Origin of the sequence: Cytobacillus eiseniae (assembly GCF_017874625.1) — a bacterium.
Lineage (GTDB): Bacteria > Bacillota > Bacilli > Bacillales > Cytobacillaceae > Cytobacillus > Cytobacillus eiseniae.
The window spans coordinates 154,657-179,516 of record NZ_JAGIKZ010000006.1 but is presented as its reverse complement, the minus strand read 5'-3'; the positions used below and the strand labels follow the sequence as shown (position 1 = coordinate 179,516).

Here is a 24,860-nt window from a genome sequence, read left to right as displayed (position 1 = left end):
ACAATTACGATACGGGAGTTTTCGCTTTTCTTCTATAGTTAGATGTAAAATTATTGAATTTTCATGAGGTCAACCCCAAGTTATGGTGATGAACCAAATTATAACAAATATACCAATTAAAGTGAATTTACTATTATGATAAATATATCATTTAAAATTGTATCTCGACCATAATTTTATAAAGAAAAAATATTGATTAACCTATTATGGTTGCATTTTACAATCTGCATTCAAACCTTTGGTACCTCCTTTGTTGGTTAATAACACTCCTTCTAATCTTATTTGTTGTATAATTTGGTTAAACTTATCTATCTTATACTACATTTATACAGTAAACACAGTGATTATTTAGCTAAAATTAAATAATCACTGTGTTTATAAGACCAAAGGTTATTATCAAACTCACAATAATATAAAACATAAAAAATCGTTGATAAAGATCAGTACACACATGGAGGAATATTCTATAAAATATACTATGAAGAAAACTAACTAGAGTTGGCCAAAGCTTTAAAGTAATTATCAAGGTTCCTGAAAATACTTTTAAATAGACAACGATTAATTGAAAGGAAATTCCAATAATAGGTAGACAGTTTTTCTAATTGCCTCAAAGCTTTTTTACCGATTTCAGTATATTTGAGTTAATTATGATTGATTCTGGCCGATTAAAGAATAATTCTTTACAATTAATAGATTGCTCCATAGAATAAATGACACTTTCAAGTGGATCCTTATAAACAAAGGGATAATCCATTTCATCTAATTGTGTACGGATCGGATAGGCCAGTTTTTCTGGAGAAATACTAAATTCAGAATAAACACCTGGCTTATTGCCGCGCGGGTCTAACCGAAACCATTGATTGATATCATCCAAGTATACAGCGTTTAATCCATGCAAAGCATATCCAGATTCAGGTGTTCCCTTTCTTGTTACACGCTGATAACAAAAGCCAGCTGGTATATCCATTCCCCTTAGAAAAGCTGCGAGCAAATGAGCTTTCGCAAAACAAATTCCCTCTCCATTCTCAAGTGTATCTGAAGCAGAAATCGTAATCACTTCACTTTCTTTATCAAAAGAATGTTGAATCTCATCCCTAACAAATAAAAAAGCCATTTCTGCTAATTCTCTCTTTGTTTGCCCCTTTTTTCTGAACTCATCCAACTTCTTTTGTATCAAAGAATGACGGAAATTGATTATGTCTGTTTTTTCCAAATAGACCTCCAGATTTTTTTCAGATAAAATTAATTGCATGCAATCCCTCTCCTACATTTTTTTGTTTATTATATACGTAGAAAGTAAAATATTCTGTGATTGGCATCAAAAGCAAGAAGAAAGTCCATTCTTTGCTATACAAAAACCGCAAGATCCTCTGACTGATCCTGCGGTTTCGTTGATTTTCAAGCTATTTTTCTTTGTCAAAAGCAAATAAGAAATAGGATATGACTCCAGATAATAATGCGGCACCTAATGCAATCACAAGTCTTATTTGAAAATCAATTTCTGCGTAGTCTTTATTTAGCATCCATATAGCTAGGATCGCTACGACAATCATTATTGGGATAACAAATGATAGTTTTTTCAAACTCTATCTTCCTTTCAGTGTTTAACATCAATACAATGGTCTATATTTGATTAGCTATATTGTACTATTAATCACATAAAAAAGCTTTGGACAACATACGTCCAAAGCCTATACAGATTTATTAAAAATTAGGCAATAACTACTCGTTAGATTTAACATAAATCGCCTGAGAATAACTTATTTTCTTACAATCCTTTAAATCCTCTTCTTTTAAGAGCCCTAAATTCAGTGCCGATTTAATTTTTTCTTCATCCGGTTTCTTTATAATCAATTCTTGTAGATTCAACCCTTCTAGTCGATTAACGGTTGCCTCATCCTCATATTTCTCTGTGATCCTAATTTGTCTTTGTAATTTGAAATCACCTAGAATTTTTTCACCTTTAATATTCTTTCCTACTAATCGATCGAAATAATGATTAAAGTTATTTTTCAGCTCATTTAATTGAGCTTCAATCTCCTTTTTCTTACCGTTTAGTTCATGATATTGAGCAACCATCTCACTTGTCACGACTACATCCACTTTATTTTTCATTATGATCCCCTCATTCCATGATTAATAGTTCATCATATTGTGAAAAGAGAGGAGTTATTCCATTAATTATATTTGACTTAAACAAAAGAAAAACAACCTCAATCTAAGGTTGTTTTTTACTCATTTTATTCATCAAAAAGGTTATTTTCTGTAATAAATGTTCCTTTACTGCTTCTTCTAGTTTTATTTCATTCATGGCATCTTCCATTGTATTCAACCAAATTTCTGCTCTTTCTGGCGTCGTTTGAAATGGATGCCTTTCTTTTACTTGATTCACTTGTCCCTCATGATCATGTGAGGAATCCTCCGCAGCTAGTTTACTAATAAACGTGCGCTGTCTGCTTTTTAAAAGCTCAATGTCAACTTCTCTTTCGGCAAACATTGTACTGTAATAGGAATCTTTTATTAATTTACCGTAAAAACATTCGACTAGTTGATCAATTTTCTTTTGTTCTAATTGCATCGTCACTCTCTCCTTAACAGATTGTATATTAGAACCCATCAATTAAATGAACACACCTACACCTCTTATTGACTAATAGGCAGGATTACATCCATCCTTGTTCCCTTATTGACTTCACTTTCAACGAAGATTCTCCCTAGATGATCTTCAATTATTTTTTTCGAAACGATAAGGCCAAGTCCTGTTCCATCTTCTTTAGTCGTATAGAAAGGAGTGAATAAATTTTCTATAACTGTTTCAGACATGCCACATCCCTGATCAATAAAGCTGATAGAGATTTCATTCCTTGAGTGTTGCTTTACTAGTATCGTATATACGCCCCCATCAACATTCATTGAATCTAGACCATTTTTTATTACATTTATAAACACTTGCTTAATTTGATTTTCAACACACTCCACTTCAGGAAGATGTGGATCCATTTCTAACGAAAAGGAGATCTGTTTATGACTGGCCTGTTGTTTTGTAATGGATAGCACATAGGAAAGAATGTCTTTCATTTGATGCTTCTGAAATTGATTAGACTTTGGTTTTCCTAGTAATAGCAGATCATTTACAATTAAATCAATCCGTTCAATTTCTTGCTCCATTATTGAAAAATACTTTTGATCATGAATATATTTTTCTTTTTGTAACTGTGTAAATCCCTTTAATGATGCTAGTGGGTTTCGTATCTCATGGCCAATCGAGGTTGCCATCTGTCCAATAATTGCCAGCTTTTCTCTATGCTTTAATTCCTCATTAGCAGATGTAAGCGCATGAATATAAGAGAGAAATCGATTTAATAAAATATAAGAGATCGCTGCGAAAGTAATAATTAACACGATAGGAAAAGCCACTGCTGAAGTATTGATCACTATTCCAATCATTACATATCTTATAATGGATGCAAGTAAGCAAACAAAGAAAAAGCGTTTATTAATAAAAATAGGTGAAAATAAGATTAGGATAATTTCAGCAACATTGCCACTTTTGAACTCGCCAACTGTGTTCATATACTGGAAGATGTCACTCGTTGTTGTTACCGTTAAGTAAATAAAAATGTAGAGATATTTTACTATATATAGCTTTCCTTGCCTTATTAAATAATAGGAAACTGGAAGCAGCCCAAAGATTATTACATAATTCCAAAAGCCAAAAGGACTTTCTAATCCTGCGGGTTTGTCCAATATATACGTTGGATACAAATAGTAGTAAAAAAGATCATATAAAATAAAAGTGATATAAAAGGTTAATAAATACACTTTCAGCGCGCGCTTCTCTTCATTAAGCAGCCGCTCATGGATATTCTGTATGTTCATATCGTTCCTCACAAAAATGGAATAAGTTTTAGAAACTCTATTTAGAATTTCCTCGACTTCATACAGAGTATGTAATTCAATCCATTCATCTGTATTGCATTTATTATACCTCTTATCCCCTAAATTTCGACAAAATTCTTGTATTTTATTTTACATTTGTTCATTTCTTATCAATCCGATGGTTTCTCATTGTGAACATAAGAAAAAGCAGCCCCGATGAGCTGCACTAAAATCCATCCGATCAGGAACGAGCATTACTTTCCTTCACTAATTAATTACATTTGGCTGTTTTCGTAAACATTGTTACTATTTTACACATAATTGGTAAAGGTTGATTTCCGCTCCAATCAACTGACCTATTTGGTAAATTATTCATTCTAACATTTGATTTAAAACAACAACCTTTTAAAAAGAGCCTAATATTATTATAATACTTAATACTTATATTGATTCTTACATCTTATTAACAGCACTAATATATTTTGATTGTGGTCTAAAAATTACATTAGTTTCAGCCTGTTCTATACTATGGGCACACCAGCCTACTATGCGGCTTGCTGTAAAGGTTGGTGTGAATAATTCTGGATTCATTTTGATTGCTTTCATAATAGCCGCAGCATAAAATTCAACATTTGTATAAAGTGATCTGCCAGGCTTCATCTCTTGAAGAATTGCTACTCCAAGCTCTTCCACTCTCATCGAAAGATCAAGCCATTGATCCTCACCAGAAAACTCCATCAGCTTTGCTTTCAATGCCACTGATCTTGGGTCTACCGTTTTATAAATCCGATGGCGAAACCCCATCAATCTTTCACCTAGATTTAATTTGTTTCTGATAACTGTTTCTGCATCCCCATGTTCATGCACCTCATTCAATAATAAAATCACTTCTGATGGTGCTCCCCCATGCAGAGGCCCTTTCATTGTACCAACCGCAGAAGTAACAGCAGATACAAGATCTGATTCAGTAGAAGCTGTTACTCTCGCTGAGAACGTAGACGCATTCATTCCATGCTCCATCGTTAAAATCATATAGGTTTCCAAAGCATGGACATGTGCTTGAACAGGAACCTCGCCACTCAGCATATATAAATAGTTTTCAACATGATTGAATTTAGGATTTGGCGGAATGAAGGTTTTTCCTTCTAGATGTCTTTTGCGATAGGCAATAATGCTTGGGATTAGGGCAGTTAATCGAATGGCTTGTTCAATGGATGGCTTCCATTGATACTCTTTATTTCCTTCTGCTGAAATAACAGTTCTTAAAACACTCATCATATCGATATCCGCTGGCAAACAAGTAATAATATGAACGAGATAACTTGGAAGTTCACGATTTCTAATTAAGGAGTCATGTAGTTCTTTTAACTGCTCAACCGTTGGAAGGTGTCCATACCATTCTCATTCACTAGAACGGTGTTTAGATCATTAATATCTATTTTCTTTTTGAAAAAAACCAGCCACCTAACGCTATGAGCAAAAGAACCAAATAGAAAGTGATTTTCCATACAGGCGACTTAGCAAAAGCTTCTGGCAAAACAGCTAATGCTGGATGGGAGAGCGTATAAACAGATAACTTCACACCAACCCAGCCAACGATAAGAAATGCAGCAATTTCTAATCCTGGTTTTGCCTGTAATAATCTCACAAAGAAATTAGCTGCATAACGCATAATTATTAATCCAATCAAGCCGCCTGCAAAAATAACGAGGAATTTCCCTCCATCTAACCCTCCAATATTCGGTAAGTTCGTATCTGGAAGTACGATCGCAAGTGCAACAGCAGCAAGAATGGAGTCCACTGCAAAAGCAATATCTGCTAGTTCAACCTTTAGAACAGTCACCCAGAAGCCGGCATTTTGCTTCTCTTTTTTACGTCCGGTATCTTTTTCGCCTTTATTGATGATTACTTTTCGATAAATATGATTGAAAGCAATGAACAGGAGATATAGAGCACCAATTGCTTGAACCTGCCATACATCGACAAGAAAGGAAATAATAAATAACGAACCGAAACGGAAGACAAATGCCCCTGCCAACCCATAGAACAAGGCCTTTTTCCTTTCCTTTTCTGGTAGATGCTTAACCATGATGGCTAGCACTAATGCATTATCTGCAGCAAGTAATCCTTCTAGTGCAATAAGCACTAACAATACCCCACCATATTCTAGTAAAATAGCTAATTCCATTTTTTCATCTCTCCCTACTTTGATTATGTCAAGAACAAATGCGTAGGCGCCTTGATCATCGCCGTACAAACTGGAAGGAGTGCGACTGAGATAAAGGAAACACGGTGAGGCACGAACCGATGTTGACTTTTCGCAGGGAGCAGTACTGAAGTTTGATAGGCGATAGGCGCCGAAGCTGGACGTAGACTAAACTACTCATAAACTTATACACAACGTGCGATTTTCTAGTTCTCTAACCAACAAAAAAGAACCCTACCGCACATAGACAGTAAAGGTCCTAAATCCAAAAAGGACCTTTACCAGTTATTCGGTAAAGGTCTTGCTAACAACGGAATTGTTGCCATCAAAGCCGGGAGTTATGTACTCCGAAGTGACGACTTTGGTGTGAAAGCTACTCCCCTTTAGGAGTTCTTATTTAATTGATTATATTTATTGTATTCATTATGAATCAATCAGTCAACCGATAATACCCTAATTTTATTACACTTTGATTTCTTTTTTCTGGATGGAGTGCTTAGCATCAATTCGCTTTTCAATTTTCTCAAGCTGATCACGGTCTCTTAATAGCGCCTCTTTATTTTCTCTAATCAAATTGGATAAAGTAATTCTTTTTCTAGTCATTTCCAGGTTCCTCCTCATGTTGTTATTTTCCTTTTTGTTATGGAATAAAAAAAGGACAAAAAAGTGTAGTATTCTCTACCCTTCCCTGTCCTTTTACCTGAAAGTTTTGTCCCAAATTGCTGTCTTGGGTCCTCTTTGGTGCTATACATTCATGTATATGCTCTCCAGAGATGCGTCCTATTTGTGGTTCTTCTACCTGAGAGATTGGTTCCAAGGGTATTTTTGGAACTTGCCCCTTCGGTGGCTCATTGTTTTGCACTCTCCCACAAAAGTCATCCGCCAATATAATTTTCTATATATTTAAAATAATTCATTTTTACTGATTTGTCAAACTTGAAGCTTTTCTTCCACTAACTGCTTTACTTGTTCAGCTGTTTGCATGTTCAGTGCTTGCTCTGCGAATCTTTCCATTTCATGATGGGACAATTGATTAATCTGGCTTCTCGCTTTTAACATAGATGGAGCACTCATCGAAAACTCATCTAAGCCAAGACCAATTAATAATGGGATGGCAGTAGCATCTCCGGCCATTTCCCCACACATCCCTGCCCATTTTCCTTCTGCATGTGCGGCATCTACAACCATTTTTACTAATCTTAATATCGCTGGGTTATAAGGCTGATAAAGATAGGATACACGTTCATTCATCCGGTCCGCAGCCATTGTATATTGTATGAGGTCATTCGTACCGATACTGAAGAAGTCTACTTCCTTTGCATATTGGTCAGCAAGAACAGCTGTTGAAGGAGTCTCAACCATGATCCCAATCTCAATTTCCTCTGAAACTGAAACACCTTCTAATTTTAATGTTTTCTTTTCTTCAAGAAGAATCTTTTTTGCTTCACGAAATTCCTCAATCGTCGCAATCATCGGGAACATAATTTTTAAATTTCCAAAACAGCTTGCTCGTAATAATGCACGAAGCTGGGTTCTGAATATCTCCTGTTCCTCGAGGCATAGCCTAATCGCACGAACGCCAAGAAACGGGTTCATTTCCTCTGGCATCGATAAGTAAGGAAGCTGTTTATCTCCACCAATATCCAATGTTCTTACAACAACAGGTCTTTCTCCCATTTTCTCTAATACTTGCTTATACGCCTGAAACTGTTCTTCTTCTGTTGGCATCGTTTCTCTTTCCATATAAAGAAATTCTGTCCGGTAAAGACCGATCCCTTCACCGCCATTTGCAAGAACATTTTCTACTTCCTGTGGGGTGCCTATATTGGAAGCGATCTCAACTTGCCTGCCATCCAGCGTTACCGTTTTTTTATCTTTCAACTCGGCTAATTGGCGCTTTTGTGATTCGAGCCCTAGCTGTTTTTGTTCATATGCTTTAATCATATCTTCTGTTGGATTGACAAAGACTTCCCCACTGTCACCATCAATAATAAGAAAATCATTGCTTTTAATGATTGCAGTTGCATTCTGTGTGCCAACTACCGCAGGGATTTCCATTGACCTTGCCATGATGGCGGAATGAGATGTGCGTCCACCCATGTCAGTGATAAATCCCTTTACAAACTGCCTGTTTAATTGGGCAGTATCTGATGGGACTAAATCATTGGAAATGATAATGACTTCTTCCTCAATGGCTGAAATCTTTGATGTTTCTATATTAAGAAGCTTGGATAATACCCTTTTTGTTACATCTTGAATATCTGCAGCTCGTTCACGCATATATTCATTATCCATTTGCTCAAACATTACAACAAATGTTTGTGAAATTTCCTGTAATGCAAATTCTGCATTCACTTCATCACTTCTTACTTTGTCCTCTGTTGCTTGAAGTAACTCAGGATCGCTTAGTACGAGCAAATGAGCATCAAAAATTGCAGCATTCTCCTCACCCATTTGATTGGCCGTTTGCTCACGGATGAGTTGCAACTCTTGTTTAGAAGAGGTGATTGCCTCATGAAATCTTGTTATTTCTTGTTCAATCTCAGCTATCTTTTTCTTTTCAACTGTTAGATTCGGTTCTGCCATTAAAAACGCCTTTCCAATTGCAATCCCGCTTGAAGCAGCAATCCCAGATAAATTGTTCATCATGATTGAACAATTCCTTCCGTTTTCATGAAATTCTCTATAGCAGATAAGGCATCCTCTTCATCTGCCCCATCTGTATAAATTGAAATTTGGGCACCTTGCCCAACGCCAAGTGACATCACTCCGAGAATAGACTTTAAATTCACCTTTTTTTCCTTATACTCAAGGAAAACCTCCGAAGAAAATTTAGATGCTACTTGAACCAAACCTGTTGCTGGTCTTGCATGAATACCCGATTCCGCAATTACTTCAAATGTACTCTTTTTCAAAATCTTCATCTCCCCTGCTGAACTATTTTACTTACTAACTAATTCATAATAGTTATTGCAGACCGCTGTAAATAGATCTGTGTCCGCTTTAAGACCTGTAAATGTTTCGATTGCATTTTCTACGCCCTTTTGTTGAATCTTTTCTTGTATTTCCTTCGCTTCCGGATCATTAAGATAATCATAGCTTAGCGCTGCTGCAATCCCTTTTGCTAAGCAATTTGGCGTCTCATGAAACATTTCAACATATTGTGTTGCTGGGCGAATGAGACGGTCATTCTTATTCAATTTTCGAATCGGTGACCGGCCTACCCTTGTTGTTTCATCTGAAATATATGGATTCGCAAAACGTTGGATTATCTTTTCTACATAATCCATATGTGCTTTTCTATCAAATGAATACTTCGTAATAAGATATTTACTTGTTTCTTGTAAGATGCATGCTGTCATTTCTCTTATTTCTTTATTTTGAAGAGACTCAGCAATATAAGGAATTCCCGCTGAATACCCTAAATAGGCAACAACTGCATGACCAGTATTAACAGTAAATAACTTTCTTTCTATATATGGCTGTAAATCCTCAACAAAGGTGATCCCATGAATGGGCGGGTTTACTCCTTTAATCTCAGATTGATCAACAATCCACTCGTAAAATGGTTCAACAGTCACCATTAATTTATCTTCATTTATTTGATTAGGAACAATGCGATCAACGGCTGCATTCGGAAAGGAATAATATTGATCAAACTGCCCTCTCTCATCATCAGTTAATTGTTCATATATCTTTTCCTTCAGTAGTGCACTGCCACCAATCATATTTTCACAAGCAATAATAGTTAATTCCTTTTTTGTTTGAGTTAATCGCTTTTTTAATCCATTGGCAATGGCTCCAGCGATCATAGGAAGAATCGTCGGACCAACTGCCGCTGTTACTAGATCGCTATGTGCAATCGCCTCTGCTACTTGCTCTGGATTTTCCACACTATTGATCCCATACACATTTTCCACTGAAAATTGTTCTTGTGCCTCATTCGCTAACTGAACAGTATACTGTCTTTTTTCATTAAGTAAATCAACAATTTCTTTATTTACATCGACAAAACATGTTTCAAATCCTGATTGATACAGTAATAGACCAATGAATCCTCTTCCTATATTTCCAGCACCAAAATGAACGGCCTTCATCTTCAGTTCACTCCTTCAAAAAATGAAAGTACCTCTTCCTTCGATGCAGCTTTCGCTATTTTTTCTACATTTTCAACTTCAGAAACGACAATGGCAATTTTCGAAAGGAGCTCAAGGTGTTCGTCCCCTTTGCCTGCGATTCCAAATATTAATTTAACAATATTGCCGTCACCGAAATCAACGCCATTAGGCACTTGAATAATCGAGATCCCTGACTCCTGGACATTTTTCTTTGCATCATCTGTTCCATGTGGAATGGCCACAAAATTCCCCATAAAGGTCGATGTCATTGCTTCACGCTCATGCATTTTCTTTACGTATTCAGCCTGTACATATCCTCTGTCAACAAGTATATTCCCCGCTAACTGGATTGCCTCTTCCTTTGATGCTAGCTCTTGATTTAACACGATGTTTTCTACTGATAAAATTGGCAAACCCATAATAAAACGCCTCCATTAGTTTAATTTTTCTAAAATAAATTGTTCGAACTTTTTTGCAAGATAGGAGTGTACTTGCTTCTCCTCTTCTTTTTCAAATAAATAGATACTCTGCTCATTTTCAATAATGACCGTACTAATGTAACTAAGTACTTCTACCCCTTCCTTGTAGTATGGTTTTGGAGATAAAAGCAGCAATAATGTTCGAACCTCCATATCGTTCCCATCCATCCCTTTCATTACAGCAGGCTGGATGAGTCTGTGCAAAGTAAAGGAAGGTTTGGACACATGTTCATTACTTGTGTGATATAACGCTAATTTTGTACCTGAAATACCGATTCCTCCAATTGCCTCTCTTGCAAATAAAGCTTCGGCTACAAGTTTTGCATCTTGAATAATATGTTCTTTTTCTAGCATTTTACACATACTCTCTAGACACTCCACTGGTGATTGTTCATCTTGGAGAAGAATATATTGAAAATTGGATAATATCTCAGCAATTGTTCCTGTATATAAATGAATTTCCTCCATTTTCTTTATCATGCCATCAATCATTGGTTTTCTTTCTTTTAAAATAGGAATTGGTTTTTTCATCAATATTTGTCTTCTTGCATATAGCTGTACTTGTTTAATTTCATCTTTTGTTAATAATGGACTGACAATCATATACTCTCTATGAAAGTCTTGTAAGTGGATGGTTGAAATAACCAAGTCTCTATCAGAAATAGGCAGTTGATCTAATTCAAATATCGATACATTTATAACTTCAGCAATTTCCTGAATTTCCTTCTGCAATCGGGAGGCAAGTAATTTTGATGTTCCGATCCCACTTGAACAAACAATATACGCTTTTAAATCGCCTTTTTCTCCCATACTAAGCATGGCTGATCCAAAGTGCATAACTAAATAGCCTATTTCTTCGTCTGGAAAATGAATGGCGGGAAATACCTTTACAGTTACTCCTTTTACTTGTTCAAATAATTCCATATAGTTTTCTTTTATTTCATCTAACAAAGGATTTATAATCCCCATATTTTGTTCCAACCGATAAATGGCAGGTTTGAGATGAATCATGAGTCCTTCGATAAGTGAGCGATTGTTTGTCAATCGAAAACCAGTCGCTTCTTCCATTAGTTGAACGAATCTACTTGTTTGCATATATAAATCTAAATGAGTTGCTTCATGTAAAATCCCTTCTTGCTTTCGAAGCTTTGCACCTTGCAAATGCATGGTGATATAGCCTATTTCAGCATCTGGGATAGCTACTTGGAAACGCTCCTTCAGCTTATCGATGATCTTCTTCGCAATGGGGTATTCTGGTTCCTCTTTAAGTTGACTCGCATACTCTTCACTCAGTTCGATGCTTTCACCTACGATAATTCTTTCCAATGCCAGTCCTAGATGCACCATCAAACTGACATAGGAGCTATCTGTCATCGTAAATTGAATATCAAGCTGTAAATCCTTCATAATTTCTTCTATGATAAATAGTTTTTCACGATCAACAAGCTGCATTAAGCGATTGGAAATTAAGTTATCATGATGAGAGGATTGCTGCTGAATTTGCTCTTTTATGAGAGCAAATAATCCCTCATCTTTCATTGTTTTCGCAATCCAATAACTAATCGCTCTGCGCTTTGCCTTTTCTGTGCCAGAAAGCTCTACACCATAGCCTCTTTTTTTAATAACAGAGAGCAATAATGGTTTTAACTGCTGTTCAAGCTTTGTTAAATCCGCGCTTACTGTAGCAATTGACACTCTAAGTTCTTGCGCTAACGTATATAGCTTCACAGGCTCAGTGGACTCATATAAAATACAGAGAATCATCGTTTGTCTTTCATCTACTGTGTACTCTCTAAAGGTGAAAATATTGAGTTGCTTTTTCAGTTCAAGCTTTTTGTCTTCATCCCCAACAATTTGAACCCCAACACCTGATTTTCGTACGAGGGTTAGTTGATAGGATTCGAGGAAATCCTTGATGCTATTCAAATCTCGATGAATGGTTCGAGCACTCACATCAATTATTTTTGATAGTTCTTTTATCGTCATTTCCTCTTTTTCTCTGATTAAAGCTTCAATAATCATTTTTTCTCGAGCTGAAATATACAATTCAATCACCTCATTTCCTAACCATCCTATAACGATGACAAACTCGGGCCCGGTTCAAAGGGAACCAGGCCGAGTTAGCTATTTGGTCATTCTGTTTTCAATTGTTCAACTAGCTCATCGTATTTAGGGCTATTTAAAAAGTTTTCAACTGAAATATGATGAGCGTTTGGCGCTTTTTCTTTTGCTCTGCTTGTTAAATCTTTATGAGTAATAATAACCTCTGCATCAGAAGGGAGATTGCTAATCGCCATATTCGTGACTGAAACATCTATATTTGCTTGTTTTACTTTATTTCTTAAAATGGAGGCACCCATTGCACTTGATCCCATCCCAGCATCACAAGCAAAAATGACATGTTTCACATGTACGAAAGAATCGTCTTGTCCTTTATCAACCGGATTAGGTTGGATAAATGCGGCTGCTCTACTTTCTTTTCCTTTTAATGAAGAAGTTTTTTCTGTTGCCTTCACTAGATCATCTTCGCTTGTTTTCTTAGATGATTTCAAAATAATACTTGAAATAAGGAAGGATACAACAGCTGCTACTACTACCGCTAAAATAACACCCACATAATTTCCTTTTGGTGTTAATGCTAAAATTGCGAAAATGCTACCTGGTGATGGTGCTGCCACCAATCCAGCCCCAAAGATTTGAAGAGTTAATACACCAGATGCTCCTCCAGCAATCGCAGCTAATAATAAAATTGGTTTCATTAATATATATGGGAAGTAGATTTCATGAATCCCCCCAAAGAAGTGAATGATTCCTGCACCTGAAGCTGTCTGCTTTGCTGCTCCTCTGCCAAAAATCATATAGGCAAGTAAAATACCAATCCCTGGCCCAGGATTCGCTTCCAGCAAGAACAGAATTGATTTGCCAGCTTCTGCTGCCTGTTCAATACCAAGTGGCCCTAATATCCCATGATTAATCGCATTATTTAAGAATAGAACCTTTGCTGGCTCAATAAAAATACTAGCAAGCGGCAATAAACTTAAATCAAATATGAACTGAACCCCATCTGCAAGGAAGTTTGTCAAAGTACTTACAAGTGGGCCAATTAATTTATAAGCAACTAATGTTAGGAAACCGCCGAGGATTCCAGCTGAAAAGTTATTGACTAACATTTCAAATCCTGACTTAATCTTTCCTTCAATTAATTGATCAAATTTTTTAATGACCCAGCCGCCCAATGGACCGACAATCATTGCACCAAGGAACATTGGAATTTCTGCACCGACAATAACCCCCATTGTAACGGTTGCTCCAACGACCCCTCCACGAATATCATAAACAAGACGTCCACCAGTAAAACCAATTAGAATCGGTAATAAGTAATTGATCATTGGACCAACTAATTCAGCTAATTCTTTGTGAGGAAACCAACCTGTTGGAATAAATAATGCTGTTATAAGACCCCAAGCGATAAATGCCCCAATATTAGGCATTATCATTCCGCTTAAAAAGCTGCCAAAACGTTGTACTTTAATCTTAAAGCCTGAAGTTTCTTGCTGATCTGTCATCCCACTAAACCCCTTCCTATCTAAATTTTTTGATAATTCCTTTGTTACAATTAATATTAAAGCGTTTACATTTCATTATCAATTGAATGAAAATGTAATTATGTCAACCTTAATGTTGCCAATTGTTGAATTGTTCCATACGCTTTTTACCCCTCCTTACTATTATTTGACAAACACACGCATTTCATTTAAAATATTTTATTTGAGTGATAACTCACGTGGTTCGAGATCCTCCCACGAAAAAAAACTAAGGAGAGAGAAGAGAATATGAACGTAAAAACACTTGTTGGAAATGGGATTTTGGCAGCTTTATATATTGCTGTCTCGATGCTTATCCAGCCAATTGGCTTTTTTGCCGTCCAGTTTCGGTTATCTGAAATGTTTAATCATCTAGTCGTTTTCAATAAAAAGTATATTTATGGAATCATTCTAGGTGTATTTATAACCAATCTATTGTTTTCACCAATGAAAGCATATGATCTCATTTTTGGAGTCGGACATTCCTTGATTTCTTTACTAATTACGATTCTTGTCTGTCGTTATATAAAGAACATTTGGGCCCGTATGATTATAAATACAGTCGTCTTTACATTTATGATGTGGATTATTGCTCTTGAGCTTAATCTTGTATATGGCTGGCCATTTGGTTACACATGGCTAACTGCAGCAATTGGGGAATTTGTTGTTATGGCTGTTGGAATTCCAATTATGTATGCACTCAATAAGCGAGTGAATTTCAATAAATTAATAGAAAAATAGTGGATGCTCAAGTAGCATCCACTATTTTTTATTGTTTGCCTCTATCAACTTCCCGATACAATTCACTCCTTGCAAAATTAAACAATTACTGGAGCAAAGAATTCATTATATAACGCCTGAACCGCTCGTTTTTCATCTACTTCCTTCACTCCAAACATCATACTCACCTCTGATGATCCTTGGTTGATCATCTCAATATTCACATCGGCATTTGCTAATGCTTTAGATGCTCTTGCTGTCGTGCCAATATTATGCCGCATCCCTTCACCTACTACCATAATTAGTGCAAGACCATGCTCAAAAATGACTTCATCCGTATGAAGTTCTGCTTCAATTTGAAGTTTAATTTTCTTTTCAATGACAGAATCAAATTGGTTCTCTCTTAAAATAATAGAGATATCATCAATGCCTGAAGGAATATGTTCATAAGATAACCCGAAATTCTCAAGAATGGCGAGGAGCTTCCTTCCAAATCCTACTTCTCTGTTCATTAAATACTTACTAACGTATAGGCTGCAAAACCCGTTATCACTTGCAATGCCAATAACTGGCCCATTCGTATGAGCACGTTCAGAAACAATCCGCGTTCCTTCTGCTGATGGATTATTCGTATTCTTTATTTGTACGGGAATACCTGCCTTAAATGCTGGAACAAGCGCCTCATCATGTAGAACGGTAAATCCAGCATATGAAAGTTCCCGCATTTCACGATAAGTTAATTCCTTAATTTCCTTTGGATGGCTAACAATAAATGGGTTAACAGAATAGACCGCATCCACATCTGTGAAGTTCTCATATAAATCAACCTTCAAGGCACTGGAAAGAATCGAACCTGTTACATCTGATCCACTGCGAGAGAAAGTATATACTTCCCCCGCTGTACTATACCCAAAAAAGCCAGGAAAGATTAATATTCCAGATTGTTGACGTAAAGAATATAGCTGTTCATAAGATTCAGGCAATACTTGAGCATTCCCAGCATTCGGACTTACTAATAGCCCGGCATCCTTTGGATTAATATAATGAGCTTCCACTCCTTGCTCACGAAAATAGGCTGCTACCAGTTTTGCGTGATTATCCTCTCCACTTGCCTTCATTCGATCGATAAACTGCTCGGGATTTCCCTTGTCCCCATTTAATCTTCCTAATAAATCTAATTCAATTTCAGTCATTAGTTCATTCGGCAGCAGTAATTCTCTTGCAATAGAAGCATATCTTTCGATTACCTGCTCATACAATTTTAAAGGGTCAAACTTTAACAGGCATCGCTCAGCACACCTTATTAATAAATCGGTCACTTTATCATCTGTAGGATATCTTTTTCCAGGAGCAGAAACGACGATTACTTTCCTTTTTGGATCAGATGTCACAATTTGAAATACTTTTTCAATTTGTTCTCCAGATGCTAAAGAGGAACCCCCAAACTTAACAACTTTCATTCATACATCTCCAATCTCAAAAATTAATCTTAATTTTACTCCTATTCTGAAAATAATCAAGGTTTTTCCACTGTATACTTACATTTGTGCTTTTCTAGCGGACAAAAAGTATGGCATAAAAAAATAGTTATGGACATTTAGAATGAGTTACTATAAAAAATAGGTTTATTCTCCTATTTTAAAGACATTTCCCTAACAAATTTAACCACTTTTAAAATATAATAATGGTAACTCTATTAATACTTGTCATTTCCTATTAATGTAGTGAAATGAGAAAGGAAGCTAACTACATGGGAATTCTTATCGTTGATGATAATCAATCAAACTTGTTTGTCATTGAGAATATTCTAAAGCGAGCAGGTTATAATGAATATTTATCTCTCACTTCAGCAAAGGAGTTATTCGCCTTTTTCCAAAGAAAATCACCTACTCAAATGCAAGTAGACACGATCTTAATGGATATTATGATGCCTGAGATGGATGGAATTGAGGCTTGCAAACGTCTACAACAAATTCCACATTTAAAAGACATTCCGGTCATTTTTGTCACTGCACTTGAGGATTCCAATAAAGTTGCCCAAGCACTTGATGCTGGAGGAATTGACTATGTAATGAAGCCAATCAATAAGATTGAGCTCCTTGCTCGAATTCGAGTGGCATTAAGATTGAAATACGAAAAAGATTGGCATTTCGAACAGGATGAAAAGATCAGAAATGAACTTGATCTTTCCATGCAAGTACAAACAAGCTTATTAAGTGAGCCAATTGATAATGAGAATATTTTAATAACAGCCTCCTATTTACCCGCATTTAAGCTCGCAGGCGATATGTACTATTGGCAAAGAATAGATGAACACCGTTATGCTGCCATTCAGCTTGACATGATGGGACACGGAATATCGGCATCATTAGTATGTATGTTCATTTCTTCTGTGTTAAGGGATGCGATTACAAAGGATCCTGATCCTGAATTTGTCATTAAAGAACTTAACCGCTGGATGAGCTCACTTAATTACCGTAACCAACAAATTCCCTATTATTTCACGGCGATTTATTTAGTCCTTGATACAAAAAATAAGCGCATTGAATATGTCAATGCCGGCCATCCAACCGGATTTGCCTTTATTGATCATCATAAAGTTGTCGAACTTAAGAGCAATGCCTGTGCAATTGGATTTTTTGATGAAATGAATAGTAAGAAAGCGGTTATTACCTATTCTGAAAAAATACAAATGCTGCTTTGTACAGATGGGGTGGAAGAAGCGATTGAAAAATATGAGCCGAACGGATTTAAATTTTTAATAGAAAAAGCCTCCACATACTGGGGGGAATGCAAAAAGAAGCGGCCAATTGATTATCTTTTATCAAAAAAACAGCAAGCAAATGCAGAAGATGATATGTGTGTCGTATTCATTCAATCCTATTAAAGGCTCTTTTCTAGAAGATTGTTGCTTTTGAATTAAATGTTTTACCAATTAAGTCGGTTGATTGGAGCGGAAGGTAGTGAGACTCCTCAAAAATACATCCGCATTTCCTTCGTGCGGTGTTAATTTAGGAAGCATATTCAATGTCCTGCGGGATGCGTGGGACAGCTGAGACCTAAGCGGAAAGGGAGCAACGTGAAGCGGAAATCAACCTTTACCAATTATGTGTATAATAGCAACATTGTTTACGAAAACAGCCGATAAAAAAGTAAAATACATATCCAATGATCCTTCCTTTCATAAATAGAAAAAGCAAATAATTCTCATGAATTATTTGCTTTTTCTATTGAATTATGCGTCCTTCTCCTTCAAATACTCCTTTAAGTCATCTTTGATACTTACTTCTGCTAACTCTACTTTCGAACGATAAGCAGCCCGATTCAATAAATGAGCAACAACAGGGGAAGTTAGGAACACAAAGAAAATCCCCAAAATTAGACGAATGCTTATATAACCATCTGTTATTACGAAATAAAGAAATGTGCCAAATAAGATAAAGAGTACACCGAGACTCGTGCTTTTTGATGCTGCATGTGCACGTGTATACACATCCGGCAAACGAATAATCCCAATCGCACTTAGAAAACTAAAGGCCGTACCGATAAAAATGAGTAAACCTACAAGGATCTCACTCTGAGTGCTTATGCTCAATGACAACACCCCTCTCAATATATCTAGCAAAGGCTATGGTACCGACAAATGAAAGGATCCCTAATAATAGAATGATATCTAAAAAAGCATGTGTATGAAGGAGAATCGAAAGAATTGCCACACCAGCAAGGAGGTTAATGCCGATATTGTCCAAAGCCATCACCCTGTCTGACATGGAAGGTCCTTTTATTACTCGATAGAGCGCTGCTAGGATGGAAAGAATAAGGAAAAATAAACATCCCATCAAAAAATGAGTAAACATTATCGAGTTACCTCCTTTATCGCTTTTTCATATTTCAGCTTTGACTGGATAACAGCATGTTCTGATTCTGGTAAATTCAATCCGTGAAGATAGAAAAACTTATTATCATGCGATACTTCCATCACAACGGATCCTGGAGTCAAAGTCAATAGAAGAGCGAGAAGCGTAATTTCCATATCGCCCTCTAATTCCGTTTCTAACTTAAATATGCCTGGTGTAATATCGATTTTCGGTCCGATTACCTGGCGAATAACATAAATGGATGAAGAGATGGCCTCACTTATAAACAAGAGAAATAAATTAATAATGGAAAGTATCCTTTTTAAGTAAAAATTAGTAGGAAAAAAACGTCTCATCATAAATAAAACGATAATTCCAACAAAATAGCCACCGATAAAGGACAAAATACTCCATTCATCTTGAAAAAACATCCATAAAAAGGCAATAAATAGATTAATCAATACTTGGATGGGCAACGGTCCCCCTCCTTTTCTAACTTAATCAAACTGCAATAAGGATTCTAACGTATAGGATTCTTCCCTAATACAGCCTCAAGATACTCATGTGGATTCATCATACTGTCAGTAGCATGCTGTACATATACTTGAATGCCTTCTGCTCCCAATCCAAGCGCAATTGTCATAGCTGTTAGACAACCAATGGCTAGCGTCATGCTTTTAGTCATGCTTCCCTTTTCCATTTCTTTGCTTAAATAGGTTTCACCCCAAAAGCCATTCATAAAGATCTTCATAATCGAATAAAGAACCATTAAACTCGTCATCAATCCTATCGCACCAAGCCAATATAATTCAGCTTCAAATGTACCTCTTGTTATAAATATTTTTCCTAGTAATCCACTAAGTGGCGGAATACCAGACAATGATAATGCAGCAATAAAGAACATCCATCCTAAATATGGATGATTTCGAATGAGTCCACTCATGTCCTTTAATTTGCTCGTGCCCGTAATATGAATAATTGTTCCACCTAAAAGGAAAATTAGCGCTTTAATAATGATATCGTGAATTAAATAGTAGATAGAGCCCATCATGCCCATTGAAGTAAAAGAAGCAAGACCAATAATTATGAACCCAACACCTACAATGACATTATAAGTAAGAATTTTCTTAATATCCCAATAAGCTACTGCACCAATCGCACCAAGAAGCATTGTGATTGCTCCAAGAATCCCAATTAATAAATGAGTAATTTGTGGCTCATGATAAAATACGAGCGTAAATAAGCGAAAGATTGCATAAATTCCTACCTTTGTTAATAACGCAGCAAAAATTGCAGCAACTGCTGTTGGCGGTGCACTATAGGACCCAGGTAACCAAAAGAAAAGAAACAGCGCTGCCTTCATGCCAAATACAATTAAAAATAAAAGGGATACCGTAGTCAGCAAACCATCTTGCCCAACTTCTGCCACACGCAAGGAAAGATGTGCTAAATTCAATGTACCTGTTATCGCATACAAGTACGCAATAGCTAGTAGAAATAAAGAAGAAGAAATAACATTGATCAAAATGTATTTAATTGATTCTCTAAGCTGTAGCTTTGTCCCTCCCAATGAAATGAGCACATAAGAAGAAATAAGCATGACTTCGAAACAAACAAATAAATTGAATAAATCCCCAGTTAGGAATGACCCATTTACACCGGTTATTAGAAATAAAAATAGAGGATAAAAATAATGCGCTTCACGTTCTCTTCCAATCGTAGAGAAGGAATAGATGAAACAAAAGAGCGCAACAATACTCGTCGTCAATAAGAGGATCGCAGAAAACATATCTGCTACGATGCTAATTCCAAACGGGGCTTCCCATCCACCAGCCTGAAGCGATTGAATCCCATTCTCTTTAATTTGATTCATCAGTGAAATAGATACCATTCCCATCACAATAATCGTGAAGATACCTATAATTCGTTGTACAAGGATTTTTTTTCGAATGAGGATCATAATCAACCCAGCAATAAGGGGGATTATAATCGGCAGTATGACTAAATTATTCATCTTCAATTCCCCTTAATTGATCCATATCATCAGTCCCTAATGTTTTATACGTACGATAACTTAGCACTAGAAACAAAGCTGTTACCGCAAAATTAATCACAATTGCTGTTAAAATAAGAGCTTGCGGCAGTGAATCGGTAAATGTTGTACTAGATTCACCTAATAATGGCGGTCCACCCTTTTTCAATCCACCCATTGTAAGGATAAGAAGATTTACACCATGACTAATAATCGATGTCCCTAAGATGATTCGCAGCAAGCTTTTTGTCAAGATTAAATAGGTGCCTATCGTAAATAGAACGCCGATAAGAATAGACATTGATGTTTCCATTTCTATCCATCCTCACTTATACTTAGAATAATTGTTACTGCTGTTCCTATGACCGCTAAGGCTACACCGACATCAAATAGAACAGCTGTTGCAAGCTCGGTTTTTCCGAAAATCGGAAGATCGAAATAACCAAATGCTTGATTTAAAAAAGGTTTACCAATGAAAAGCGAACTTACTCCCGTTAGTACTGCAATTAATACACCAACAGCAGCAACTATTTTGAAATCCACCGGAATATTGTTTCTAACGGTCTCAATATCGAATGCAAGGTAGAGAAGAACTAAGCCTGATGCAACACTCAATCCGCCAATAAATCCCCCACCTGGATTATGATGGCCTCCATAGAAAAGATAAATGGAGAATGTCAATATTATCACAACTGCTACTTTTGTTACTGAATGCAGGATAACATCATTCGGCTTCATTTCTTCTCCCTCCCTGCTAATTGAAGTTTAATCAATGTATACACACCAAGACCAGCTATGCTTAACACTAAAATTTCAAGCATTGTATCTAGACCACGGAAATCAACAAGAATCGCATTCACAATATTTTTGGCACCTGCCAATGTATAGGAATCTTCGTAAAAATATGAAATCGATTCAAACAGTCGATGGTTATTAACGGATAAGGCGATCAATGTGACGATTACCCCTACACCTAATGAAATAAGTAAATTCACTACTTTAAATGGAACTTTACTCTTTTCCTTACGAAGCTCTGGCAAATGATAGAAGCAAAGCAGAAATAAAGCTGCTGTTACTGTTTCAACTACTAGCTGAGTAAGTGCTAAATCTGGTGCCCGGAAAATAACAAAGAATAAGGAAACAAGATATCCAAGCGCACCCACTGCAATAATGGCAGTAATTCTTGATTTCGAAAAAACAACAGTAAGTGCAGCGATCAGCATCGCTACAATCGCTCCGCCTTCAAACAAATTAATCGGTGCATCATTCGTAGCATTAAACGAAAAGCCTTTTGATAACCATAGTGAGCACCCTAGAAGCGCAATCATAAAGGTGAAAATATACACTAAATAATCACGAACAAACCCCGTCATGTATTGCTTTGTAAGTTTTGATGATAGCTTTTCCATGCCTGCTAACAGCTGATTATAAAAGTTGTTTAATGTCAGTACTTGTGGGTAATAGCTATATATCCTTGACCATTTCCTCAAATAATAATACATGAATGCACCAAGGACAATTACACCAATAGTCATAAATAGTTCAGTATTCCACCCATGCCAGGCGGAAATTTCCACATCAATTCCTCCTGCAGCTGCAAATCCAGGGAGCACAGCAATTAAAGCAGGCTGAAGGAAATACTCCGAAACAACATTTGGAAAGAAGAAAATGACAATCACTAAAAATGCTAAGATCATTGGCGGGATAAGCATACCAATTGGCGCCTCATGTGCTACTTTATCCAGTTTCTCAGGACGATGTTTGCCTAAGAATGTTTTAAAAACTAAAATCATGCAATAAATAAAGGTAAATATACTAGCTACCCATGCGATAATTGGAAATAACAATCCAATGCTTTCCATCCCAAACACAGGGGATTCAATGACAGTAATCATACTTGTAAAGAACATTTCTTTACTCAAAAATCCATTAAACGGAGGGAGACCTGCCATCGAAAAACTTCCAATGACTGTAATCGTAAAAGAAATTGGCATTAAACTGATTAAACCGCCTAATCTACGAATATCACGTGTTCCCGTCTCATGGTCAATAATACCAACAACCATAAAAAGGCTGCCCTTAAATGTCGAGTGATTAATTAAATGAAACATAGCAGCTAACACAGCAAATGCATAGACAGAAGATTCATCCCCATATCCAAAATAAATGGAAGCTGAGCCAACACCAAGTAAGCTCATAATAAGCCCTAGCTGACTAATTGTAGAATACGCTAATAATCCCTTTAAATCCTTTTGATTAACCGCATTGATGGAGCCATATATCAATGTAATCAATCCAATGCTTGAAACAATCCAAAACCATTCTGCACTTCCGCCAAAAACAGATGTGAATCGGGCAACTAAGTAAATACCCGCCTTCACCATCGTTGCTGAATGCAAATAAGCACTAATAGGAGTCGGTGCTTCCATTGCATCCGGCAGCCAAATACTAAATGGGAATTGAGCTGATTTTGTAAAAGCTCCTAATAAAATTAAGATCATTGCTGGAATAAATAAAGAATGACTAGTAATCAAATCAACCTTGCTTAAAATTTCACGAATACTGTACGTATCTGTCATCATCGAGAGCATAATCAAACCGGCTAGCATCGCAAGCCCGCCAAAAATAGTGATGAGCATTGACTTTTGCGCACCATTACGTGAGCCTTTCCTTTGATACCAATAAGCAATTAATAAAAAAGAGGATATGCTCGTTAGTTCCCAAAATACATATAGAACTAAAATATTATCAGAAAGGACGAGACCAAGCATTGCCCCCATAAAGAGGAGCATGTATACGTAGAAGTTATGAAGCGCTTCTCTCTCCTTTGACATATAATAGATAGAATAAAGAACGACAAGCGCCCCAACACCCGTAATCAATAAGCCAAAAATTAATGCTAATCCATCAATATTTGTTGTGAAATTGATCCCTAAAGAAGGCATCCACGCAAGCTTTGAATGAACGGATTCTCCTTTTGAAATCATAGGGATATACTTTAGTAAATATAGAAATACTGCTAGTGGAGCGAAGAATACAAACCAACCCGTATGTATTCTTGTACCAAATAATTTATAAATAAATGGAACAAAGATCGCAAATATAAATGGAATGAATATCATGAGGTACAGCCAAGACATTAATTCCCCTCCTTACATCAAAAGAATTTCCTTATCTAAAATTACAAGATTGATATTGACTAAAAAGGGACTCATAAGCTATAGTCATACATAGTTCAAAGGAGTCCGGTGAACCCATCTAATTCTGAGGTGAATAGTACATGAAAAAATTTAAAGGACGCATGGACGAAAGTATCCTCGTCTGCGTCTATTATGGGCCAAATGGTGAACGTCTCATTCAACGTGGGTGTAAAATTGCAAATATGCTTGGTTGTCCACTCTATATCCTGACAATTGATCGGTTGCCATTTGATGATTTGGATGCAGAAAAATCAGATTATATTACGAGATGGCAGCAATTAGCGCAAGAACACAGTACCGCAGAATTTATTCTGCAAGATAATGAAAAACGTCCAATCTCAAAAGTAATTGCTGAAATTGCTCGAGAGAAGAAAATCACACAAATTATTTTAGGTCAGACAGCTCAAAGCCGCTGGGAGCAACTTGCTAAAGGTTCTGTAATTAACTCTTTATTACGAGAAATTCCTTTTGTAGACTTGCATATTGTTTCTGTATCTCGGGCACTAAGAGATCAAGAAGGACAATTTGAAAAAGGAGTCCGCGCATATCTAATTAAGGAAGATGAGGGCTACCGATTAAGCTTTAACTATACGAAAGATGTTGAGTATGAAGGGATTTTCTTCAAAGACCAGGGCACAGATTTCAATAATGGTGTATTCAAATTCATGAAAGATAAAGAAACATTGCAAGTAAATGTCACAGAGGACATTGTGAAGGAATTAAAACATGTTCGAATGATTGAATTACTTGAGAATGATGAAGATAAATAAATACATGCTCTTCCA

The 24,860-nt window shown here is 36.4% G+C and carries 24 protein-coding genes, 1 pseudogene and 2 riboswitches; of the genes and pseudogenes, 3 read left to right on the top strand and 22 right to left on the bottom strand.

Going from position 1 to position 24,860, the window contains the following annotated elements; all coding sequences use genetic code 11:
* Positions 1–607 precede the first annotated feature (607 nt).
* The 14 genes and pseudogenes from J2Z40_RS07820 to J2Z40_RS07755 all read right to left on the bottom strand — a co-directional run bounded on the left by J2Z40_RS07820 (position 608) and on the right by J2Z40_RS07755 (position 14,248).
* On the bottom strand, positions 608–1,252 hold the full coding sequence (locus tag J2Z40_RS07820) for a transglutaminase-like domain-containing protein (RefSeq protein ID WP_066400783.1): 645 nt from the start codon (positions 1,250–1,252) through the stop codon (positions 608–610).
* 151 nt (positions 1,253–1,403) lie between these two features.
* A complete protein-coding gene (locus J2Z40_RS07815) occupies positions 1,404–1,583 on the bottom strand; it encodes a histidine kinase (protein ID WP_245350015.1) in 180 nt (59 codons plus the stop codon).
* Positions 1,584–1,722: 139 nt separating this feature from the next.
* A complete protein-coding gene (locus J2Z40_RS07810) occupies positions 1,723–2,115 on the bottom strand; it encodes a hypothetical protein (RefSeq protein WP_066400781.1) in 393 nt (130 codons plus the stop codon).
* 103 nt (positions 2,116–2,218) lie between these two features.
* On the bottom strand, positions 2,219–2,578 hold the full coding sequence (locus J2Z40_RS07805; RefSeq protein WP_066400779.1) for a globin domain-containing protein: 360 nt from the start codon (positions 2,576–2,578) through the stop codon (positions 2,219–2,221).
* A gap of 65 nt (positions 2,579–2,643) precedes the next feature.
* On the bottom strand, positions 2,644–3,879 hold the full coding sequence (locus J2Z40_RS07800) for an ATP-binding protein (protein WP_083954073.1): 1,236 nt from the start codon (positions 3,877–3,879) through the stop codon (positions 2,644–2,646).
* Positions 3,880–4,332: 453 nt separating this feature from the next.
* Positions 4,333–5,265, bottom strand: a pseudogene (locus tag J2Z40_RS07795) (citrate/2-methylcitrate synthase); the annotation flags it as partial.
* A gap of 49 nt (positions 5,266–5,314) precedes the next feature.
* Positions 5,315–6,067 (bottom strand): TerC family protein, encoded by a 753-nt coding sequence (locus tag J2Z40_RS07790; RefSeq protein ID WP_066400777.1) that lies wholly within the window; start codon positions 6,065–6,067, stop codon positions 5,315–5,317.
* Positions 6,068–6,547: 480 nt separating this feature from the next.
* Positions 6,548–6,688: an FbpB family small basic protein gene (locus tag J2Z40_RS07785; protein ID WP_245350014.1), complete on the bottom strand. Its 141-nt coding sequence runs from the start codon at positions 6,686–6,688 to the stop codon at positions 6,548–6,550.
* A gap of 174 nt (positions 6,689–6,862) precedes the next feature.
* Positions 6,863–6,964, bottom strand: a riboswitch (glycine riboswitch).
* Between the two features lie 51 nt (positions 6,965–7,015).
* On the bottom strand, positions 7,016–8,731 hold the full coding sequence (gene ptsP / locus J2Z40_RS07780; RefSeq protein WP_066400834.1) for a phosphoenolpyruvate--protein phosphotransferase: 1,716 nt from the start codon (positions 8,729–8,731) through the stop codon (positions 7,016–7,018).
* Positions 8,731–9,000, bottom strand: coding sequence for a phosphocarrier protein HPr (locus tag J2Z40_RS07775; protein ID WP_066400776.1), 270 nt, complete (start codon positions 8,998–9,000; stop codon positions 8,731–8,733). Before J2Z40_RS07775 ends, ptsP begins: the two co-directional genes overlap by 1 nt.
* Positions 9,001–9,027: 27 nt before the next feature.
* Positions 9,028–10,182: a mannitol-1-phosphate 5-dehydrogenase gene (locus J2Z40_RS07770; RefSeq protein WP_066400775.1), complete on the bottom strand. Its 1,155-nt coding sequence runs from the start codon at positions 10,180–10,182 to the stop codon at positions 9,028–9,030.
* Between the two features lie 2 nt (positions 10,183–10,184).
* Complete coding sequence (locus J2Z40_RS07765) at positions 10,185–10,622, bottom strand: PTS mannitol transporter subunit IIA (RefSeq protein ID WP_066400773.1); 438 nt, start codon at positions 10,620–10,622, stop codon at positions 10,185–10,187.
* A gap of 15 nt (positions 10,623–10,637) precedes the next feature.
* A complete protein-coding gene (locus tag J2Z40_RS07760) occupies positions 10,638–12,737 on the bottom strand; it encodes a BglG family transcription antiterminator (protein ID WP_342590324.1) in 2,100 nt (699 codons plus the stop codon).
* Between the two features lie 77 nt (positions 12,738–12,814).
* Positions 12,815–14,248 (bottom strand): PTS mannitol transporter subunit IIBC, encoded by a 1,434-nt coding sequence (locus J2Z40_RS07755; RefSeq protein WP_066400771.1) that lies wholly within the window; start codon positions 14,246–14,248, stop codon positions 12,815–12,817.
* 212 nt (positions 14,249–14,460) lie between these two features.
* Positions 14,461–14,505: riboswitch (PreQ1 riboswitch) on the top strand.
* A gap of 10 nt (positions 14,506–14,515) precedes the next feature.
* On the opposite strand from J2Z40_RS07755, the gene J2Z40_RS07750 reads away from it, so the two are divergent.
* Entirely contained in the window at positions 14,516–15,007 is a 492-nt protein-coding gene (locus J2Z40_RS07750; RefSeq protein WP_066400770.1) for a QueT transporter family protein, read from the top strand.
* Positions 15,008–15,084: 77 nt separating this feature from the next.
* On the opposite strand, the gene J2Z40_RS07745 is transcribed toward J2Z40_RS07750, so the two are convergent.
* Positions 15,085–16,446: an aspartate kinase gene (locus J2Z40_RS07745; protein WP_066400769.1), complete on the bottom strand. Its 1,362-nt coding sequence runs from the start codon at positions 16,444–16,446 to the stop codon at positions 15,085–15,087.
* A gap of 290 nt (positions 16,447–16,736) precedes the next feature.
* Between J2Z40_RS07745 and J2Z40_RS07740 the strand changes: the two genes are divergently transcribed.
* A complete protein-coding gene (locus J2Z40_RS07740) occupies positions 16,737–17,873 on the top strand; it encodes a SpoIIE family protein phosphatase (protein WP_066400767.1) in 1,137 nt (378 codons plus the stop codon).
* 348 nt (positions 17,874–18,221) lie between these two features.
* On the opposite strand, the gene mnhG is transcribed toward J2Z40_RS07740, so the two are convergent.
* From mnhG to J2Z40_RS07705, 7 genes are read right to left on the bottom strand one after another with little or no spacing between them, the layout of a single operon-like run.
* Positions 18,222–18,581, bottom strand: a complete 360-nt coding sequence (gene mnhG, locus J2Z40_RS07735) for a monovalent cation/H(+) antiporter subunit G (protein ID WP_066400765.1) — start codon at positions 18,579–18,581, stop codon at positions 18,222–18,224.
* The gene (locus J2Z40_RS07730) at positions 18,559–18,843 is read right to left on the bottom strand and encodes a Na(+)/H(+) antiporter subunit F1 (RefSeq protein WP_066400763.1); all 285 of its coding nucleotides are present in this window, start codon (positions 18,841–18,843) and stop codon (positions 18,559–18,561) included. The genes mnhG and J2Z40_RS07730 overlap by 23 nt, the downstream gene beginning before the upstream one ends.
* Positions 18,843–19,319, bottom strand: a complete 477-nt coding sequence (locus J2Z40_RS07725; RefSeq protein WP_066400762.1) for a Na+/H+ antiporter subunit E — start codon at positions 19,317–19,319, stop codon at positions 18,843–18,845. The genes J2Z40_RS07730 and J2Z40_RS07725 overlap by 1 nt, the downstream gene beginning before the upstream one ends.
* A 44-nt stretch (positions 19,320–19,363) precedes the next feature.
* Positions 19,364–20,857 carry a Na+/H+ antiporter subunit D gene (locus J2Z40_RS07720; RefSeq protein WP_066400761.1) on the bottom strand — a complete coding sequence of 498 codons (1,494 nt, stop codon included), beginning with the start codon at positions 20,855–20,857 and terminating at the stop codon, positions 19,364–19,366.
* On the bottom strand, positions 20,850–21,188 hold the full coding sequence (locus J2Z40_RS07715; protein WP_066400760.1) for a Na(+)/H(+) antiporter subunit C: 339 nt from the start codon (positions 21,186–21,188) through the stop codon (positions 20,850–20,852). The genes J2Z40_RS07720 and J2Z40_RS07715 overlap by 8 nt, the downstream gene beginning before the upstream one ends.
* 2 nt (positions 21,189–21,190) lie before the next feature.
* Positions 21,191–21,613 (bottom strand): Na(+)/H(+) antiporter subunit B, encoded by a 423-nt coding sequence (locus J2Z40_RS07710; protein ID WP_066400758.1) that lies wholly within the window; start codon positions 21,611–21,613, stop codon positions 21,191–21,193.
* On the bottom strand, positions 21,610–24,015 hold the full coding sequence (locus J2Z40_RS07705; RefSeq protein ID WP_066400756.1) for a Na+/H+ antiporter subunit A: 2,406 nt from the start codon (positions 24,013–24,015) through the stop codon (positions 21,610–21,612). Before J2Z40_RS07705 ends, J2Z40_RS07710 begins: the two co-directional genes overlap by 4 nt.
* Positions 24,016–24,155: 140 nt before the next feature.
* Here J2Z40_RS07705 and J2Z40_RS07700 point away from each other — a divergent pair, with 140 nt between their 5' ends.
* Positions 24,156–24,845, top strand: a complete 690-nt coding sequence (locus J2Z40_RS07700) for a universal stress protein (RefSeq protein WP_066400754.1) — start codon at positions 24,156–24,158, stop codon at positions 24,843–24,845.
* Positions 24,846–24,860 lie beyond the last annotated feature (15 nt).